General features: G+C 51.0%; 17 protein-coding genes. 8 read left to right on the forward strand and 9 right to left on the reverse strand.

The genetic code is table 11. The features are described 5' to 3' along the window. Nucleotides 1-186 (forward strand): hypothetical protein (locus IV91_RS19105; protein WP_233418408.1); only part of this gene is annotated, 186 nt, incomplete at its 5' end. Nucleotides 187-320: 134 nt separating this feature from the next. Here IV91_RS19105 and IV91_RS0106380 read toward each other — a convergent pair. Next, complete coding sequence (locus tag IV91_RS0106380; protein ID WP_160171533.1) at nucleotides 321-3281, reverse strand: transglycosylase domain-containing protein; 2961 nt, start codon at nucleotides 3279-3281, stop codon at nucleotides 321-323. A 220-nt stretch (nucleotides 3282-3501) separates the two neighbouring features. Here IV91_RS0106380 and IV91_RS0106385 point away from each other — a divergent pair, with 220 nt between their 5' ends. From IV91_RS0106385 to IV91_RS0106395, 3 genes are read left to right on the forward strand one after another with little or no spacing between them, the layout of a single operon-like run. Then, on the forward strand, nucleotides 3502-4320 hold the full coding sequence (locus IV91_RS0106385) for a polysaccharide deacetylase family protein (protein ID WP_233418409.1): 819 nt from the start codon (nucleotides 3502-3504) through the stop codon (nucleotides 4318-4320). A gap of 56 nt (nucleotides 4321-4376) precedes the next feature. Then, nucleotides 4377-5567 (forward strand): putative glycoside hydrolase, encoded by a 1191-nt coding sequence (locus tag IV91_RS0106390; protein ID WP_200874339.1) that lies wholly within the window; start codon nucleotides 4377-4379, stop codon nucleotides 5565-5567. Between the two features lie 3 nt (nucleotides 5568-5570). After that, nucleotides 5571-7925 (forward strand): exo-beta-N-acetylmuramidase NamZ domain-containing protein, encoded by a 2355-nt coding sequence (locus IV91_RS0106395; protein ID WP_051862207.1) that lies wholly within the window; start codon nucleotides 5571-5573, stop codon nucleotides 7923-7925. Here the strand turns inward: IV91_RS0106395 and IV91_RS0106400 are convergent. The 3 genes from IV91_RS0106400 to IV91_RS0106410 are packed head-to-tail and all read right to left on the reverse strand — an operon-like array spanning nucleotide 7922 to nucleotide 10930. Further along, entirely contained in the window at nucleotides 7922-9136 is a 1215-nt protein-coding gene (locus tag IV91_RS0106400; protein ID WP_031596943.1) for an NAD(P)/FAD-dependent oxidoreductase, read from the reverse strand. The genes IV91_RS0106395 and IV91_RS0106400 overlap by 4 nt on opposite strands. After that, nucleotides 9137-9847: a class I SAM-dependent methyltransferase gene (locus IV91_RS0106405; RefSeq protein WP_200874340.1), complete on the reverse strand. Its 711-nt coding sequence runs from the start codon at nucleotides 9845-9847 to the stop codon at nucleotides 9137-9139. Nucleotides 9848-9871: 24 nt separating this feature from the next. Further along, the gene (locus tag IV91_RS0106410; RefSeq protein ID WP_031596946.1) at nucleotides 9872-10930 is read right to left on the reverse strand and encodes a type III polyketide synthase; all 1059 of its coding nucleotides are present in this window, start codon (nucleotides 10928-10930) and stop codon (nucleotides 9872-9874) included. Nucleotides 10931-11106: 176 nt separating this feature from the next. On the opposite strand from IV91_RS0106410, the gene IV91_RS0106415 reads away from it, so the two are divergent. Next, nucleotides 11107-11298 carry a Thivi_2564 family membrane protein gene (locus IV91_RS0106415; protein WP_031596947.1) on the forward strand — a complete coding sequence of 64 codons (192 nt, stop codon included), beginning with the start codon at nucleotides 11107-11109 and terminating at the stop codon, nucleotides 11296-11298. Between the two features lie 110 nt (nucleotides 11299-11408). Further along, on the forward strand, nucleotides 11409-11906 hold the full coding sequence (locus IV91_RS0106420; RefSeq protein ID WP_031596949.1) for a Spy/CpxP family protein refolding chaperone: 498 nt from the start codon (nucleotides 11409-11411) through the stop codon (nucleotides 11904-11906). 58 nt (nucleotides 11907-11964) lie between these two features. Here the strand turns inward: IV91_RS0106420 and IV91_RS0106425 are convergent, their stop codons facing one another. The 3 genes from IV91_RS0106425 to IV91_RS0106435 all read right to left on the reverse strand — a co-directional run bounded on the left by IV91_RS0106425 (nucleotide 11965) and on the right by IV91_RS0106435 (nucleotide 15641). Continuing rightward, entirely contained in the window at nucleotides 11965-12156 is a 192-nt protein-coding gene (locus tag IV91_RS0106425; RefSeq protein WP_062187270.1) for a hypothetical protein, read from the reverse strand. A 17-nt stretch (nucleotides 12157-12173) separates the two neighbouring features. Next, nucleotides 12174-12467 (reverse strand): plasmid mobilization protein, encoded by a 294-nt coding sequence (locus IV91_RS0106430; protein ID WP_031596955.1) that lies wholly within the window; start codon nucleotides 12465-12467, stop codon nucleotides 12174-12176. A gap of 93 nt (nucleotides 12468-12560) precedes the next feature. Continuing rightward, a complete protein-coding gene (locus IV91_RS0106435) occupies nucleotides 12561-15641 on the reverse strand; it encodes an EAL domain-containing protein (protein WP_051862208.1) in 3081 nt (1026 codons plus the stop codon). On the opposite strand from IV91_RS0106435, the gene IV91_RS19110 reads away from it, so the two are divergent. Both IV91_RS19110 and IV91_RS0106440 read left to right on the forward strand, forming a co-directional pair. Then, nucleotides 15598-15735: a hypothetical protein gene (locus IV91_RS19110; protein ID WP_233418415.1), complete on the forward strand. Its 138-nt coding sequence runs from the start codon at nucleotides 15598-15600 to the stop codon at nucleotides 15733-15735. The genes IV91_RS0106435 and IV91_RS19110 overlap by 44 nt on opposite strands. A 39-nt stretch (nucleotides 15736-15774) precedes the next feature. Further along, nucleotides 15775-16113, forward strand: coding sequence for a rhodanese-like domain-containing protein (locus IV91_RS0106440; protein ID WP_197456296.1), 339 nt, complete (start codon nucleotides 15775-15777; stop codon nucleotides 16111-16113). Between the two features lie 104 nt (nucleotides 16114-16217). Here the strand turns inward: IV91_RS0106440 and IV91_RS0106445 are convergent, their stop codons facing one another. Both IV91_RS0106445 and IV91_RS0106450 read right to left on the reverse strand, forming a co-directional pair. Then, nucleotides 16218-16814, reverse strand: coding sequence for a superoxide dismutase (locus IV91_RS0106445; protein WP_031596964.1), 597 nt, complete (start codon nucleotides 16812-16814; stop codon nucleotides 16218-16220). A gap of 87 nt (nucleotides 16815-16901) precedes the next feature. Continuing rightward, a complete protein-coding gene (locus IV91_RS0106450) occupies nucleotides 16902-18125 on the reverse strand; it encodes an amino acid aminotransferase (protein WP_031596965.1) in 1224 nt (407 codons plus the stop codon). Nucleotides 18126-18209: the final 84 nt, after the last annotated feature.

Genomic DNA, 18209 nt, shown 5'->3' on the forward strand with positions numbered 1-18209 from the left:
GTAGCGCAGCGACCTCGCAAATCGGATTTCATGTCAAGTGTTTTTTGCATTTTTTTGAAAATATTTATCGCGCAGATGGGTGCCTTCGGTATTTGGAAAAACCCGCGAATGTCTAAAGTTCAGTTAAGCCAATTCCAAGGCTTTCTACCAAGAGCGCGCCACGCTCCTTTGAACTCATCTATTTAAGTCAGCAACGCCAGCAATTCCGGCGTTATCTGTATGGTGTCTATTCCCAACATTTACCTTACCCACATTGCCACCCGATACGCCCGATTACACACACGTAAATTCACCTGATTACACCTGATTGTTGTTTTTCATCAGGAAGCAGGCATCCCCAACACCGGGAGCAAGGACTTTAATAACTGTACCGTCATGGCGCTGGTGAATTTGTAGTCTGCCGCATAGGGTTCATGAACATAGGCCGTGACGGTACCAAAGAAGCGGTCACCGATCAAAAATACGAAAGTGGCGGAACGATTCACGGCGCGCGAGGCGATCAACTTTCCATTGGGCGCATAGGAGACAAAACGCTGATCTCCGGTGCCGGTTTTCCCTCCTATCTCGATGACCTGACCATTTTTTTGCACCAATCCGTCTTTCAGACGGATTCCCGTTCCGCCCTGCACCACATCGATCAAGGAGCGCCGCACCACTTCGGTTACTTCCACAGGGAGCATCCGGACTCCGGCGGCGGGTTGACTGACAAAGTGGGTCTCATAGGGGGTCCCCTTCGCAAACTGCAATTCTTGCAATTCCACCATCGGCATCAACAGACCCTTATTGACGACGATCCCCATCAATTTCGCCAGAGAATCCGGGCGATCACCAGAGGCCCCCAATGCGGTGGCATAGGAAGGTGTCAGGGATTCGAAAGGATAACCCAAACGGCGCCAATCGGCGGCGATCATCTGAAAAGCTTCCAGTTCCAACATCTGACGAATGCGCGACTCCTGAACTTTTTTATTATGACTCTTGAACAACCACTGATAGACTTCCTGGCGTTGCTGGGCACTGGTTTCAACCAACTGCGTCAGGGTCGCTTTAGGGTGATGAAAAAGATAGCCAACCAACCATAATTCCAGGGGATGGATTCCAGCCAGATAACCCCTATCCATAAGGGAATATTTTTCAACAGCGAACTTGTCATAAAGAATCTGCAGGGATTTTTCATCGAGTTCCGCTTCGGGCAGTTGATGGTGCATGAAGGCCGTAAACTGTAAAAAACTGGCTTCAGGTTCAACACTTCGAAATATCAGGGCCAAATTCTTCGGTTTGGCATGGATCCCATCGACCAGGGTTTGTAGCATTTCGTCGGGGGATTTTCCCTTGTACTTCTTGTAAAAGCGAAACAGGAATTCGCGCCCTTCGCGGTCCGCAAAAAGCGACAGTTGGATTTGTTGGGATGGATTCACTGAAACTTCGGCTGTTCCTGTTGTACTTCCCGTGATGGGATTGTAATTTGAAGGAGTGGTCTTGACCAGGCCCACGACCCCAACACTCAAAGTCTGCGCTTCGTAATGATGCACGATGTCGCGCATCAGGCGTACAAATACCAGATTGACGGAGTGTTGAAAACCTTCTCGCACTGTCATGATGCCATCGTCTTTTTCTGGCTCAAAATTCTTGAACTTCTGTAATCCGCCGCCAGTAAAAAACGCTTCCGCTGGATTCCCGGAATAGGTCCTTGTCATGGCGGCCTCGAGCATGTCCTGCAAACGGCTATGGGGGTTTTCGACAAAATAGGTCAGCGCCCAGCGGGTCAGCGTATCCTGCGATCCCGCCTGAATTTTCTGCAAATCTTTTTGATTCATGTCTGCATAGGATTGATGCAGGCGGGTCATGATTTCCAGGTAAGTAATCAGGGTGCGTAGTTTGGAGGTCGATCCCAGGTTCAGGCGTGCCCCACTGTTGATATCAAAGGGCTGGTCCAGATCATCGGTTTGCACTCGCAACAGATTCGAATTGGAGCTGCGCTCGAACAGGGTAAAACTGAAGGACAAACGCTGGGGATTGTCATTTTCTCCCAGCATATTATGGCCATACAGTCCGGCGGCTCGTGCTCCGGCAGGGCTTTGCACCTGTCGCAACAAATTCGTGACAGCACGCTGCGCATCGCCATCAAGGGTTGTTTTGACGTTCAGATCGATCCTGTCCAGGGCATACAGATTTGTTATGTGAAGCAGTGAGAGAAGATCATTGCGTAGCAAATTTACCGCCTTGTGGGATACAAAGGAATTTGCCTGCGGGATCAGCGGACCATGGTTCAAGTGAAGCGGAAGGGAGAGTGCTGCCCTTTGTAATGCAGGAGAGATGATATGGGCTGACCCCAATAATTTCAAATAATGGTTAGTCATCTGCATCAGTACCGGTGAACCCTCCCGTAAAAAGTAAGAAGGCCGACGCTGGGCAATGATGAGAGACAACGCCTGCTTATAGGCTTCGGCTCTCTGCTGCAAGGATTCGTCACCGTGCAACTGCAACAGATGATTGACTTCCTGAAAATCGCGACCGTACCACATCCACATGCCATCGCCTAATCCGTTGACTTCACCATAGCCCATCCTTGCCGTCAGGGGCACCGTATTCAAATAGGCCAGCACGATTTGGTGGCGGTTTGCCATGTTGTCCATGCCCTGCAGGTAGGAGCGGATCGAGGCCGAATCCATTTGCAAAAATTTTTCATGAATGGATAAAGTACGGCCTTCAGGGGAGTGTCGGTATTTCTCTATCTGGGTGGCCAAGGTACTGGCACCGGGCGTGTCATGTTGACGATGAATGACATGAAGGGCCTGATCGAATAGCGCCCGGTCAAGCCGACTCCAGTTGACTGCAGGATTGCGCATCGGATAGTGGCTATTCAGTAATTCCTTATCTTCAATGAACAACAGGGTGTCGATCAAGATCTTTGGAATGCTGTCGAAACTCGCATAGGTCCGGGTCGGAGACAAGAGCGCATAGAGCAATCGTTGGTTGTGATCCAACAGCATCAATCCGGCCTGATCTTTCTCTGCATAAATCGGCGCCAGTGGCGATTCAAGCAACGCGGGCGACATGCGGACCTGTTCGGTGACAACAAACCCACGAGTGGTCAATGACTTGGTGTATTCCGGAATTTGACCATACCCTAGGCGCTCGTCATAGGGACCTGATTTCGGAAAACGAATCGAAGGACTGGGGCCCTTCTCCAGTTTATAGTCGAGCCGGCTTGCAAGCCTGAAAAAATAATGGGCTTGAAGCCAGGAGGAGCGTAGTTCATTGATGACAATCCAGCCGCTCATTGCTATCAGTATCAGCAAGATGAGCAGAGATCGGCTTTTCAGGGCATGGAAAAGGGACACCGTATATTCCCTTGAGTGGACATGATGGCACGCATGAGAGGATGAACCTTACATTGTAGTGTAACCAGAAATGGCTGCATAATACAGGCCGTAGGCGAGGATCGTTCTGTCTATGACAAAACGGAAATTGGTCACTTAATCAATGCGCAAGCAGGTGTGTGTGAAGAAAAAACGGTATGTGCGCGCGCTCCTGATAGTACTTTTACTTTTTCCACTCGTTGATTTTGCTTGGGGGGGAGGGACGGAAGACGGTAGGGTTGCCGTTCCCATTCTGTTGTATCATCGCTTTGGTCCCGTGGTTGCGGATTCGATGACGATCAAAACTTCGGTTTTGGCCTCTCAACTCGAATATCTTCATACCCATGGGTACACGGTGATTCCTTTGCGCCAGTTGATTGCCTCTCTGGCAGGGAAGGCCCCGCGGCTACCCGACCGCTCCGTCGTGATTACCGCCGACGATGGTCATGAATCCGTATTCACCGACCTGTTTCCGCTGATCCGTCGTTACCACATGCCCATCACTTTGTTCATCTACCCTTCGGCCATCTCCAACGCCAGTTATGCCCTGACCTGGTCACAATTACAGGAAATGAAGGACAGCGGCTTCGTGGATATCCAATCCCATACTTATTGGCATCCCAACTTCAAAAAAGAAAAAAAACGCCTGAGTGCACAGGAATATGAGAATTTTGTTCACCGTCAACTGTTCAAATCCAGGGAAGTTTTGCAACAGAAACTGGGGGGGACGGTGGATATGCTGGCTTGGCCCTTTGGTATTTATGATGACGAACTGATCAATGATGCCAGACAAGCCGGTTATATTGTGGCTTTTTCCATGGCCAGACATCCGGTTACCCGTTCCGATTCCATGATGGCCTTGCCCCGTTATCTGATGATCAACCCGGTCCAAGGTGTTGTGTTTGAAAAATTGCTCGCAGAATCCTCCCTTTCCCGGGAGAAAAGAGAAAACCATCCGTGAAGAATATCAAATCCCTTGTTTCCCTCCCACTTCTTCTTTGGGTTGTACTGAACCCGGTGTCCGCGATTGCGGCCGTCTATGCAGGCACAGTGCTTGATGCCAAGACCCGGAAACCCCTTGAAAATGCCTTTGTCACTTTGGGAACCACGGTGGTACGCACCGACTTCAAGGGAAAATTTATCATCAACGGCAGCGGCGACAAACTGGGCATCCGGGCCTATGGGCATACCCGTGTGGATGCTCCGTTAAGCCGTGATTCCGCCCCGATTATCTTGGCACCTTTCATTCCCAAGGCTATTTATCTTTCGTTTTACGGGATCGGAGATAAATCGTTGCGCCATGCTGCCCTCGATGTCATTCAGCGGACTGAAGTGAACGCACTGGTGATTGACCTCAAAGGCGACAGGGGAGGGGTCTCGTTCAAAAGTTCCATCCCTCTGGCCACTCAAATCGGCGCACAAAAAATCACCACCATCAAGGACGTGAGCGGACTGGTGAGCGAACTCCACGCCAAGGGCCTTTATGTCATCGGGAGAATCGTGGTGTTCAAGGATAACCCACTGGCTTCCGCACACCCTGAACTGGCACTCAAAACCAAGGGCGGAGTCACCTGGAAGGATCGGGAAGGGTTATCCTGGCCAGATCCCTTCAGCACAACGGTGTGGAACTACAATATCGATCTGGCGGTGGAGGCCGCGCGTGCCGGGTTTGATGAAATTCAGTTTGACTATGTTCGTTTCCCGGATTCCCCAGAACCGGTCTATTCGAAGCCGAACACCGAAGAAAACCGAGTCGGAGCGATTTCAGGATTTTTGGGTGAAGCCAGAAAACGGCTCATTCCTTATAATGTTTTTCTGGCCGCTGATATTTTTGGATATGTGGCATGGAATACCGACGACACCCATATTGGCCAAAAACTGCAAAATCTGAGCGAGGTTCTGGACTATCTGTGCTTCATGCTCTACCCCTCGGGATTCAAGTTCGGAATTCCGGGTTACCTCAATCCCGTACAGCACCCCCGTGAAATCGTCCTGCTTTCTTTGGAGAAAGCGCAACAGCGCAGCAGTTTGCCCGCCATTCGCTTCAGGCCTTGGCTTCAGGCGTTCAGGGACTATGCCTTCGACCGAAGGTGGTTTAAGAACGATCAAATCAGGGCGCAAATTGAGGCTTCTGACCACTTCGGCAGCGATGGATGGATGTTGTGGAACCCCCATAACCTCTATGGTGATGGTCTCCGGAGCAAATAGTCGATGAGGTTAGTTTTTCGTATTTGGCCATGGCTCTTCCTCACCTTGTGGAACATGGCCTTGGCCCAGAATTCCGCGTCATTCCCTGTAGCCGATCTGGCGCCCATCGATGGGTTGACGAACAGGGAAATCCAGCACGGGCACATCCCCGGTGCCGTTATCATGGTAGGTACCCCCAAGGAAATTTTATACCGCAAGGCATTCGGCCAGCGTTCCCTGATACCGACCCTTCTGCCGATGACGGTGGACACCCGTTTCGATCTTGCTTCTCTGACCAAAGTCGTTGCTACCACTACTGCCATTATGCAGTTGGTGGAGCGACAACGACTCCGTCTGGATGATCCGGTGGCGAACTACTGGCCGGAGTTTGGCGCGAACCACAAGGAAGCCATTACCATCCGGCAGTTGTTGACCCATTATTCCGGCTTGCGACCAGATCTGGATTTAAGCCCCCAGTGGTTCGGTTATTCCACCGCCATTAAACGAATCCTTGCGGAGAAACCTCGTTTCCCACCAGGCAGCCAATACCTCTATAGCGACATCAACTTCGAGATCCTGGGGGAATTGGTTTATCGGGTGTCCGGCTTACCCCTGGATGTCTATTGTGCTCAACATATTTTTAAGCCCCTGGGCATGATGCACACCGGGTTTAAACCCCCTTTGGAGTCAACTTCAGACATTGCCCCCACCGAGTATCTGAACGGTCAACTCCGCTGGGGTGAAGTGCATGACCCCACAGCTCACCGCATGGAAGGTGTGGCAGGGCATGCAGGACTATTTTCCACGGCAGGGGACCTGGCCATTTTTGCTCAAATGCTGCTCAACGGAGGAAATGGGAACGGGGTTCGAATTCTGAATCCGGGCACCGTGGAACAAATGACCATCCCCCAGTCACCGCCCGGCATGACCGAATTGCGCGGGCTGGGTTGGCAGTTGGCGGCACCCCTGGCCACCAATCGAGATCAACTTATTCCCTTGGGTGCCTATGGGCACCTGGGCTATACCGGTACGCTCCTATGGCTGGATCCCATCACCCATACCTTTGTCATTGTCCTGACCAACCGTGTGCACCCCCATGGACAGGGCAACGCCAACCCTTTACGCCGAGGGGTATTGGCCATTGTCTCCAATGCGCTGGGACCACAATCTAATGAAAATATCCTGATTGCCCGTCCTGCCATTGCCGCTTATACCGAACTGGCCTCCTCTAAGCCGGTAATTCACCCGGCAACCCAGGTGGCTACCGGGCTTGATGTTCTTGAGACCCAAAATTTCGCTCCTCTGAAGGGGCAACGGATCGGGATCATAACCAATCAAACTGGAGTGGATGCTGATGGAAATCGGGGAATAGACCGGTTGAACCACGCGCCCGGCATCCGTCTTACAGCGATCTTCAGTCCGGAACATGGACTTCAGGGCACTCTGGATGAGAAAATTTCCTCAGGCACGGATGCAACCACGGGGTTGCCGGTTTATAGCCTGTATGGTGAAACCAGAATACCCACGGATCAAATGCTCCAGAACATCGATGCCTTGGTCTTCGATATGCAGGATGCCGGGGTACGTTTCTACACCTATCCCACTACCCTGGCCTATGCCATGGAAGCCGCTGCCCGCAAGGGCATCGATTTCTATGTTCTGGATCGCCCGGACCCCATCGATGCCAAGGTGGTGCAAGGTCCGATGCTGGACCCGACCCTGACCTCCTTCACCGGCTATTTTCCTCTCCCGGTGCGGCATGGCATGACCATGGGCGAATTGGCCGAACTTTTCAACACAGAAAATCACATCGGCGTCAGGCTGCATGTCATCAAAATGCGGGGATACCGACGCCACGACTGGTTCGATGATACCGGGATCCAATGGGTCAATCCTTCTCCCAATCTACGTACCCTTACCGAAACCACCCTCTATCCCGGAGTCGCGCTGGTGGAAAGCGCCAATGTCAGTGTCGGACGGGGCACCGATACCCCCTTTGAATTGCTGGGGGCGCCCTGGATTCACAGTCAGGAACTGGCGGATGAACTGAATCGACGGGAGATCGCCGGCGTATTTTTTATTCCCACAGAGTTTACGCCCGATACTAGCCGCTACGCGCATCAACTCTGTCATGGCGTTCGCATTCTGTTAACCGATCGCTATGCTCTGGATTCTCCGTTACTGGGGATAGAATTGGCCAGCGTCCTGCATCAGCTTTATTCGAAGCAGTTTCACCTCCGAAAAATCCTGGGTATGCTAGGGTCACGCTTCCTATTGCAGGCGATCACCGAAGGGCAGGACCCCAAAAGCATGGCGGCCCAATGGCAACCGGGACTCAAAGAATTTTCTGCCGTACGACACCGATACCTGCTTTACTAAAAAGAAAGTAACGGCTCCGCCTTGCCGCTCCAGCGAGCTCCCTCGGTCAAAAGTCGCGGGAAGCGCTCCAACCCTCCCGTCACAATACGAGAGGTTAACGGGCGCATGAATAAATGCGCGAATAGTGTGGCCACCCTGATGCGCCGTGAAAAATTGTTGCGCCAGGCAACTTCATAATTATGCCGCAGGCTTTCGAGGACCTGATTTGAAAATGTCGGATTGATGCGGGCGCGCCACGCATTTAATTGTTCGCTCAACAGAAAGGCAGATTGAATGGCCATGCTGATGCCTTCAGCCACTATGGGATGAATTTCGGCCGTTGCATTGCCGACAGTGAAGATGCCATCGCGACCAAACGTATGAACGCCGGTATGTAGCGGCCCTGATGACAACCATGCGCCGTCCACACAGGCTAAAGACAGCGCTTCAGATACGCCCTTGCACGAAGACTTGATATGTGCGAAAACTGCCGTCCCGGCACTCACCTTCGGATAGTGTTGCCGACATTTTTCAAGTTGATCGCGCCGTATGCAGCACGACAGGCTGACCCGGTCGCCATCGCTGTGCACCATTCCGCCATATCCTCCTGGAAACGCGAGCAGGGGCATTAGATCGGAGGGAAGTGTGCTATTGAGAAAATGCGCCTTGAATCCAAATAAATCCGAGGTGCGTTGCGGGCGCCGAAAGTTCTGCGTTGGCATTGCACCTGACTCGCAGGAACCATGTGCAGCGATAAGCAGCCTGGAACTCAATGCACGTTCCTCGCGCGAGCACTTGTTGATGATGTTGCATATGTAGCCATTGCCGTTCTCGACAAATGATGCGAGTGCAAATGGCTGCCATACGTCGGCCCCAACTTCAGCCGCACGCTTGAGCAGTTGCGTGTCCAAATGCTCGCGTCCGATTGCTCTACCGCCATCCTCGGCTTTATCAGTTGGCGCAACAAGTTGAGCAGTTACCATCGCATCGCCAGAGTAAACACCAACGCGACGCACGATAGGTCCGGCAATTTCCATCAATGGATCAGCAACGCCCAACTTCCGCAGTAATGGCCATGTCGTGCCCGAAATGAATTCACCGCAAACCTTGCGACGTGGAAACTGAGCTTTCTCGACGATGGCTACTTTCCATCCCGCCTGTGCCAGGAGTATGGCGGCGGTAGCGCCGGACGGGCCTCCGCCCAATATGACGACATCATGGCTGGTATCCATTTACGCTCCTTTCCAGATGGCGAGGAAACAATGGGTGAACAAGCCCGCTGAATATTCGTGCAAGACCCAGTTCTGCGGATTCGGCCACAGTTCCGACAACTCTTGCGCCCGAAACCCTGCGTGCACGCTCGATACTGCATCGTGCCGTGTCACCGGACCTGCCCCTAGCAAGCCGATGCAGTGGGCTCCCACCAGAGACAGGATGGAGCGCCTTGGTTCGCAGCAAAGAAAAACTTGACTGCGCGCCGCTATGCCCGCTAGAAGCCGCGCAAGTTCCTTTGACGAAAAATGATGCATGAAAAGGTTGGCGATGACTATATCCGTGCGCGAGTTGTTGTATCCTTCTAGCCAGTGGAATATATCCAATGTCACGACGCGGGGTGTCCAACCAAGTTTGTGGATTTCTTCGAGAGTCTGTGGTTCTACCAGATTCAATCTGTCGAGTAAGGTAACCTCCATTGCTGGCCAGCAATCTGTTTGCTTCCGTGCCATGCGTAACATCAGTGAACCATCCCCAGCGCCAAGTTCAAGCAGAGTGCGCGGAACGAATCCTGCCGTACCTCGATTCAACGCTCGTTGCATGATCACCAATGTCGCCATTGCACGGTGAATCCAACGCAAGTCTTTCCGTGATCTTAGAGCCTGGGGATCTTCCGCGGCAAGGCCATCGAGCAACTCCGGTTCAACTTGTCGCCGCAGATTAAAGTCCACGATGGGCACTCTCTCATCACCAGGTTACGCCACTTTGAGCAAGGCACCGTGGCAGTTGAATCCGGCACCGAACGATGACATCCACCACCATCCAGGCTTCGCGTTGTCATTGAGCGCGGCCTGCAATACAAAATAGACAAAAGCACTGCTCATGTTACCATGAAGGTGTAGCATGGTTGCGCTGTAACGGAGATCTTCAGCGGAGATCTTCAGGCGATTCTGCAAGGCAATCAGCACATCGCGTCCGCCCGCGTGCATGATCCAGGTGCTGACGTCTTCAGGCACTAGGCCGATTTCACTCAATGCCTTGTGCAGCACCTGCTCGGCGTAATCGGCAGCCAGACCGGGAACGGTCCGTGTCAGGACGTTACGAAGCATTCCACCCCGCATTTGGAACAACAGGGCATTGCGCTCAGCCGGATTAACGAGTGAAGCATATTCTTTCCATTCGATGCTGCGCCGCAACGGATTAGTCTGCCTGGAAAGCACCGCGGCTCCGGCTCCGTCACCAAACAGACACGCGCTGATCAATACGCCGGGATCATTATCAAGATACATCGCGGCACTGCTGACTTCCACGCAAATTGACAATACGTTGTGGCAAAAATCGGCAGACAGCAATGCTTCGGCGAGGCGCCAATTCGGCAGTGCTGCGGCACAACCTTGTCCAACCAGATCAAAAGCCTGGACATCAGCCCGCAGGCCCAGTCGTTCCACGATATAACTGGTTAGGCCAGGACAAAGATAACCCGTGCAGGTACTGACCACCAAGCCGTCAATTGCATCGGCATCGATGCCTGCATCTTCCAGTGCCGCTTGACCTGCTTCTGTTCCCAGCGTTGGCGCATTGTCCAGAAACCGCCTGTGCAGGGTATCGGGATCAATATTGAACACTTCATCCAGGGAGGTGACAGCGAGAGATCTGAATTCGATCCCGTTTTCCTTATTAAGAACGGCTTCAGCAATCATGCGTGAACGTAGACCAAGTTTGCCAAACCATTCAGAGGACCTGAAAGCTTCCCAGCATTCGGTTTTGTTATAACTGCGCGGTGGATTTGCCGTTCCCAGTCCATTGATGAACATTCAGCCTCCCGTTGCCATTTCTGATTGTATATCTTTTCCTGTGCGGTACTTTATACCATGGATGCCGCCGTAGAAATGTTTGATACCGTACAGACTGCATTTAGATTTTCGCCTAGATTTAAAATGGCAGTAATGGTTCAGTTCGTATGCAAATTGATGCAATACAAGGAGGCGATATGCCACTAGTTCAGTTGGTGATTATATTGATTGTTGTGGGGGTGGTTCTCTGGCTGATCAACACCTACATACCAATGGAAGTCACAATCAAGAAAATTTTGAATGCTGTGGTTATTATTGCGGTGATTCTTTGGCTATTGAGTGTATTTGGATTATTGAATTCTCTTTCCGGGATTCGTGTTGGACGGTAAATGGTGCAACATCCTGACCGGGTGGATGAGTTACGGTTTGAATGCCCAGTTCAACAGGTCAGTGAATTTCAGAGAGAGCGTTTTTTATTCATATTTAAAGGAAATTTCACATGAAATTGCATAGAAAACTGGCCACTGGATTGATCTGTTTGGTTTTTTCATCGGGTATGGCCACAGCCGCCGACTATAACGGAAATGTGAATGAACAAACCCATGAAATGGGCTGTGACGAAATGGGCATGAAACAGGGCGCTATGATGACTGATCTGGTTGCCACCGTCCACAAACATCTTGGTGAATTAAAAGAAAAACTTAATCTCACAAAAGATCAAGAACCCGCATGGAAAGCGTTCTCAGACAAGGTGATCGAGCAAGCCGAAAAGATGGTATCGATGCACCGCAAGATGAAAGGGGGCACGCAGAGCATACCTATGACCGCACCTGAGAGTATGACGATGAAAGCAGACGTGATGAAAGACCTTGCGCAGAACATGGCCTTGATGGCAAACGCGGTAAAAACCTTCTATGTGACCCTTACGCCTGAACAAAAAAGTATTTTTGACAAAAGTCACATGAACTACATGAAATCCATGGATTACATGAAATAGCCCTTGTCATCATTCAGGTAAAGTGGTTGGATCCTACGCGATGTGCTTGTTCTTTCCGTCATTCCTCAGGTTCGATCCGTGGAGGAACTTTTCCACTACGGTTACGGGCCAAGCCGATTTCCAACGCGGTTTCAAGGCGAATAACCCGCTCCGTCAGACCTTCGATCTTCTGCTGTTGGGTAATGATGGTCGCCGCCATGCGCTCCACCTTGTCATTCATTTTGATAACGGTGGTGATTGCATCCCACATCTTGTCAGTGACTCCCATCAGGCAACTTTTCGTTCAATTGCCACTTTCTTCTCCATCGCGGCGATACGCTGGTTAGAGGCTTCGATGAACGCCAGTGCATCGTCAATAGCAGCATTTGCCTGAGCAGTGGTTTTGTTCATCTGGTCCATCATGCCAATCAACATTGAATCTTCTTCGGACGGACGATAGGACGACGCTGCACGGCGCAGAAATTCACCCATTGAAACTCCCGCGTCTTTCGCCATTTTGGCGATTTGCCCTTTTTCCGTGGCAGTTACAAGCACCGGGATTCGTTCGGTAGCGGTTGCCATTGCATTACTCCTTTATGAACATGGACAGCACATGTGCAGTATAGTACGCAACCAACCTTGAATCAAGCGTTGGCTACGATGGAATTCGATTCATTAACGATGAAATAGCCATGTGTCAAATTGACTTACTGGAAGAGGTTGACTGAAATAATATCCTTGACCCTCATTACATCCCTGTTCACGCAGGAAAATCAATTGCTCCCGAGTCTCTACTCCTTCGGCAATGGTTTTCAGGCCCAGGCTTTTGGCCATGCTTATAATGGCTGCGATGATGGCTCGATCTTCCTCGGCCGTGCTGATATTTTGTACAAAGGACTGGTCAATTTTTAGCTTGTTTACATTGAACTTTTTCAGGTAATTTAATGAGGAGTAGCCCGTTCCAAAATCATCGATGGACAAACGGATGCCCTGCTCAAATAAACTGGTCAAGATGGCAATGGCACCTTGAGGATCATGCATGGCCACGCCTTCGGTGAGTTCCAATTCAAACAAGTGGGAGGGGACCGAGGCCTCCTGCAGAAGTCGAGGGATCAAAACAGATAGGTTGGAAAACAGAAACTGAACTGCCGATAGGTTGACGGCTATGACGATGGGAGAGATACCACGGTCCAGCCATTGTCTGAGTTGCTGAATCGCCCTGCGAATCACCCATTCACCGATGGGAATGATCAACCCCGTGTCCTCGGCAACGGGAACAAACTCCGCTGGCGATACCTGGCCAAGTTCAGGATGATTCCAGCGCAACAGCGCTTCTGCGCCGATTATTCGGTTGGTAACCAGAGAAATTTGCGGCTGGTAATACAAGTCAAATTGATCACATTCCAGTGCATGGCGTAACGCATTGACCAATTGCATGTTGCGTGTTGTGCGGGCTTGCATTTCGGGTGTAAAGAAACGATAACTGTTGCGTCCTTCATTCTTGGCGCGATACATGGCAGTATCGGCGCTTTTGGATAGCGATTCCAGATTGATGCCGTCCCCGGGATAAACCGCAATGCCGATGGAAATCGTTACAGAAAGTTCATATTGCTCGATCTGATAGGGCGCGGCCACGATATCCAATATTTTTTGTGCCACTTGCGCGGCCCCTTGAGCATCACTGCCCGGGAGCATGACGATGAACTCATCTCCGCCCAACCGTGAAATGGTATCTTCCTCTCGTAATAAACTTTGCAGGCGCTTGGCAACCATGATCAACAAATCATCCCCAATGCCATGCCCCAGTGAGTCATTGATTTCCTTGAAGCGATCGAGATCGAGAAACATCAACGCCAGATACCCGTTGCTACGTTTGGCCAGACTCAGGGCATAGCGAAGGTGTTCATCCAGTTGTGTACGGTTTGGCAATCCGGTCAACGCATCGTAATTGGCCAAATATTGAATCCGTGCCTCGTTGCGTCGGCGTTCGGTGATGTCTCGGGTGATACTCAAGAGGGCCGTAATGTTTCCTTTGGCATCTCTCAATGGGGCTGCATGGACCTCCACTTGCCGCCGGGTCCCCTGTAATCCGATTATTTCAAATTCCGCAATGGTGTTTACTCCCTGCGTTACCTGTTGGTACAGGGTATCAAAGTTTTTATGAAATTCAGGAAGAATGAAATCTCTCAGGTAATGTTGTTTGGCCTCCTCAAGGGTGGAGACCTCCAGAATTTTCAAGCCAGTGGCGTTGATATCCATCAGTTCCCCCTGAAGGCCGATGACCGTTATACATTCTGGCTCGGTCTCGATGATGGTTCTCAAGCGTTGCTCGCTCTCACGCAAGTTGTCTTCTGCCTTCTGGCGTCGGTTTTCGCGGTCGAAACTGGTTAGAGCATAGTCTATGTCCAGTGTCATTTCGAGAAGAAGAGACTGAATACTCTCATCAAAAGCATGGGCGGTATCAGCATACAGGGTGAAAGTTCCAATGGTCTGACCATTGCGGTGCAAGGGAAGTGCGGCGGAGGCTGCCCAACCATACTGGATGGCGATTTCTTGCCAGGGAATGGTCATGGGATCCTTTCGAAAATCCTGGCACCAGACCGCGCGATTTTCCCGTAGGGCCGTACCAGTGGGCCCACACCCCGAAGGTTTGTCTGCTTCCACAGAGATGTCGAGTGTTTTCAGATAATCTTGCCCAGCACCGAAAAACGCAACCGGGATGATCTGATTCGTCGCGCTGTCCAACATGCCGATCCAGGCCATTTTCAAGCCACCAAATTTAACTACATCGCGACACACTTGGGGGAGTAGTTCCGCCTCAGAGGGGCAACGCACGATTGCCTGATTACATTGACTGAGTGCTACGTAGAGTTGTGTGATGCGCTGTAATTTCATCTCCGCAGACTTGCGCTCGCTGATATCCCGCACAGTGGCCTGGATCAGACTATTGGGGCCAGAATTCATGCGGGTAAGCAGAACATCCGCATAAAATTCTGTTCCATCGGTTCGTTTATGCATCCATTCAAAAAAATGCGAACCCTTGTCGAGGGCCAACTGCATCATTTCTCGTGCTTTTTCATCCGAACGACGACCATCTGGTTGAAGTTCGGGAGATACGGCAGCGGGAGAAAGAGAGATGAATTCCGCTTCATCCGCGCACCTGAACAGTGCGATGGTTGCCGGATTTCCGCTGAGAAAACCTTTATCGATGTTCGTGGTCATAATGGCATCTCGTGAAGATTCAAACAACCGTCGAAAGGCTGTTTCACTTTGCCGCAGGGCATCCTCTTCATGTTCACGACTGATGGCGATGGATGCAATGTGTGTCACGATGTCTATCAGACGGAGGTGTTCGGGGGTTGAGAGTCTGGGTTGGGCGTAATACAGGGCCAAGGTACCCAGTACGCGTTTTTTTGCATCGATTATTGGAATGGACCAGCAGGCGTGTAATCCATTTTCCAAGGCAATATTTTCAACGAAGACCGGTTCACTGCGGAAAATCTCGGTACCGTCCGAACTTGCCTGAGACCTGAGGGACTGGTCGTTCATGGTGGCAATCAAGGCGGGGGCGGGGGGTAAAGGAAAGGATGATGCGCCATGGTAAACACGAACACCCTCTTGGTCGAGCAACAAAACGGACCCTCGCAATCCAGGGCCCCGAGATTCAAGAAATTTCACCAAGGCCCTCAGGGATTCTGACAAGGGAGCGCCTGTGGCCACCATTTCCAAAATTCTTTCGGTTTCGTTAGGTAACATGTCAGATCACGTTAAAATGGTTCATGGGGCAGTTTATCACTCTGGTTTTCCAGATTTTTTGATTGATGACAGTGAGGGTGTTAAAAAGTACTGAAACACAACAGAACCCGTCAAATAATTCAGAGGAATCCGTATGGGAATATTTTCACACTTCATGGCCGCTATCAGTGATAGCAAGATCAGTACCGAACTTCCTGTCGATGCTCGATTGATCGATGTACGGACCCATTCGGAGTATATTTCGGGACATATCGAAGGGGCCATCAATCTGCCATTGGATCGATTCAATCATGATGTTCATCAGGTAATTCAAGATAAAAGCACCCCTGTTATCCTGTACTGTCGTTCAGGCGCGCGCTCGGGTCATGCCTTGTCTGTCATGCACCAGTTAGGTTACACCCAAGTATTCAATGGGGGCGGTGTGGGAAGTTTGGCTTTGCGTATGAAAAAAGATATAAAACGAGGAGTTTGATATCATAGAACGGTCTCAACCACCAAAGCAACCCTTTATTTCGGGGTGCGCCGGTGGTTGAGGGGCCTTAAGGCTTTTCAGAATTGGGGAAACATCCTGTTTTATTAGAAGGTGATTCCCTCTCCCTCCAGATTGCGCGCCACGAAATCCCAGTCCACCAGTGCCCAGAAAGTTTCGATATAACGGGGTCGCTCGTTGCGATAATCAATGTAGTAAGCATGCTCCCAGACATCGCAGGTCAGGAGAGGAATCTGGTTCCATTGCAGTGGGTTTTCCGCATCATTGCTATTGCGAATGGCCAACTGTCCGTCTTCGGTCTTCACGAGCCAAGTCCATCCCGCACCAAACTTTGTGGCGGCAGCCGTTTTGAACTGCGCAGCAAATTGATCGAAGGATCCGAAATTTTTGTTGATGGCGGCGGCGAGTTCTCCTGTGGGTTTGTCACTTCCCCGAGGATTGAGACCATACCAATAAAAGTTATGATTCCACACCTGGGCCGCATTGTTGAAAGTCGGTCCCGTGGTTTTTCTGACCAGATCGGACAACGATAATCCTTCAAATTCTGTCCCCTTGATCAGTTCATTGAGCTTGTTGACATAGGCTCGATGATGCTTCCCATAATGATATTCCAGAGTTTCCTTGGAAATATGGGGTGCGAGCGCATCCATGGCAAAGGGCAGGGTCATGAGTTCGTGTGTCACTTGAATACCTCCAGAGTTAGTTTGGGATGCCAGTAGCATACAACAATTTTAGAATGAGTATAGACATTGAGAATGTCTATTGTGAATTTACATTCCCGGTGCTTCTCTGATCACTTGAGTGAGGGCCTCTACCACCCGCTCAAGGTTCTGTTCATTGAGTGCAGCAATACAGATTCGCCCCGAGTCCACAGCATAAATAGAGAAATCTTGACGTAGACGACGAACTTGCGCCAAATTCAGTCCCGAGAAAGAAAACATTCCCTGTTGTTCTGCCACAAACCCAAAATCCTGATCTGGAATAGCCTCTTTGAGGCACGAAACCAATGCTTGGCGCATGAATCGAATGCGGTTTCGCATGGCCCCCAACTCATCTTCCCAGAGTTGGTGCAGGTTGGAATCTTCCAGCACCGTTGCTACGATGGATGCTCCATGGGTAGGCGGGTTGGAATAATTAGTGCGGATCACCCGTTTCAACTGTGACTGCACCCGCTGAGCTTCTTCCCGACTGGCGCAAATCAGGGTCAAGGCACCCACCCGCTCTCCATAAAGGGAGAAGGATTTGGAAAAGGAATTGGCCACCAGAACGGGAATGGGGAGTTCCGAAAAATATCGGACACTGACCGCATCTTTTTCTGTCCCCTGGGAAAATCCCTGATAGGCCAGATCAAGAAAGGGGATCAACCCGCGCTCCACCACCACGGCACGAATGGCTTGCCACTGCGCCTCATTCAAATCCACACCGCTGGGATTATGGCAACAGGCGTGAAGAACGACGATGGTGCCACGGGGCGCCCCTTCCAAGGTACGAATTAGTTTGTCAAAATCTACCCCGTGGGTTTCTGGATCGTAGTAAGGGTAGGATTTGACGACAAATCCTGCGGCCTCGAACAGTGCACGATGATTCTCCCAACTGGGGTCAGAAATCCAGACTTCGGCAGCCGGATGAAACCAGCGCAGAAAATCAGCACCCAACTTGAGGCCGCCTGTTCCCCCCAGGGACTGCACGGTAACCAGGCGACCTTCCTGGAGAACGGGTGAGTTTTCCCCAAAGACCAGGGTCTGGACCTGCCGGACATAACGTCCCAATCCCTCGATGGGTAAATAGCCACGGGCAGTTTTGAGAGTATTGATCTGGTCCTCTGCCAAGGCAACAGAGCGAAGGAGAGGCAACTTTCCTTGTTCGTCCGTGTAGACGCCCACCCCAAGATTGACCTTATAGGGGTTGGAATCCGCCTGGAAGGCTTCAGTTACGCCCAAAATGGGATCTTTCGGAGCCAAAGGAAGATGCGTAAGAAAAGAGGGAGTGATCATGGTGCCAAGAGAAGAAATTAAAGGTTCCATTGTAGAGGTTTTTTACCAACCAAGGGTACAATGCGACACTCAGGGTGGTCTGGT

The organism is Ferrovum myxofaciens (assembly GCF_000735045.1).
Lineage (GTDB): Bacteria > Pseudomonadota > Gammaproteobacteria > Burkholderiales > Ferrovaceae > Ferrovum > Ferrovum myxofaciens.

Excerpts from the sequence above, each read along its gene's own strand:
- IV91_RS0106380 (WP_160171533.1), bottom strand. The coding sequence starts at position 3,281 with ATGAGCGGCTGGATTGTCATCAATGAACTACGCTCCTCCTGGCTTCAA.
- IV91_RS0106395 (WP_051862207.1), top strand. The coding sequence starts at position 5,571 with ATGAGGTTAGTTTTTCGTATTTGGCCATGGCTCTTCCTCACCTTGTGG.
- IV91_RS0106400 (WP_031596943.1), bottom strand. The coding sequence starts at position 9,136 with ATGGATACCAGCCATGATGTCGTCATATTGGGCGGAGGCCCGTCCGGC.
- IV91_RS0106410 (WP_031596946.1), bottom strand. The coding sequence starts at position 10,930 with ATGTTCATCAATGGACTGGGAACGGCAAATCCACCGCGCAGTTATAAC.
- IV91_RS0106415 (WP_031596947.1), top strand. The coding sequence starts at position 11,107 with ATGCCACTAGTTCAGTTGGTGATTATATTGATTGTTGTGGGGGTGGTT.
- IV91_RS0106420 (WP_031596949.1), top strand. The coding sequence starts at position 11,409 with ATGAAATTGCATAGAAAACTGGCCACTGGATTGATCTGTTTGGTTTTT.
- IV91_RS0106425 (WP_062187270.1), bottom strand. The coding sequence starts at position 12,156 with ATGTGGGATGCAATCACCACCGTTATCAAAATGAATGACAAGGTGGAG.
- IV91_RS0106430 (WP_031596955.1), bottom strand. The coding sequence starts at position 12,467 with ATGGCAACCGCTACCGAACGAATCCCGGTGCTTGTAACTGCCACGGAA.
- IV91_RS0106435 (WP_051862208.1), bottom strand. The coding sequence starts at position 15,641 with ATGTTACCTAACGAAACCGAAAGAATTTTGGAAATGGTGGCCACAGGC.
- IV91_RS0106440 (WP_197456296.1), top strand. The coding sequence starts at position 15,775 with ATGGGAATATTTTCACACTTCATGGCCGCTATCAGTGATAGCAAGATC.
- IV91_RS0106450 (WP_031596965.1), bottom strand. The coding sequence starts at position 18,125 with ATGATCACTCCCTCTTTTCTTACGCATCTTCCTTTGGCTCCGAAAGAT.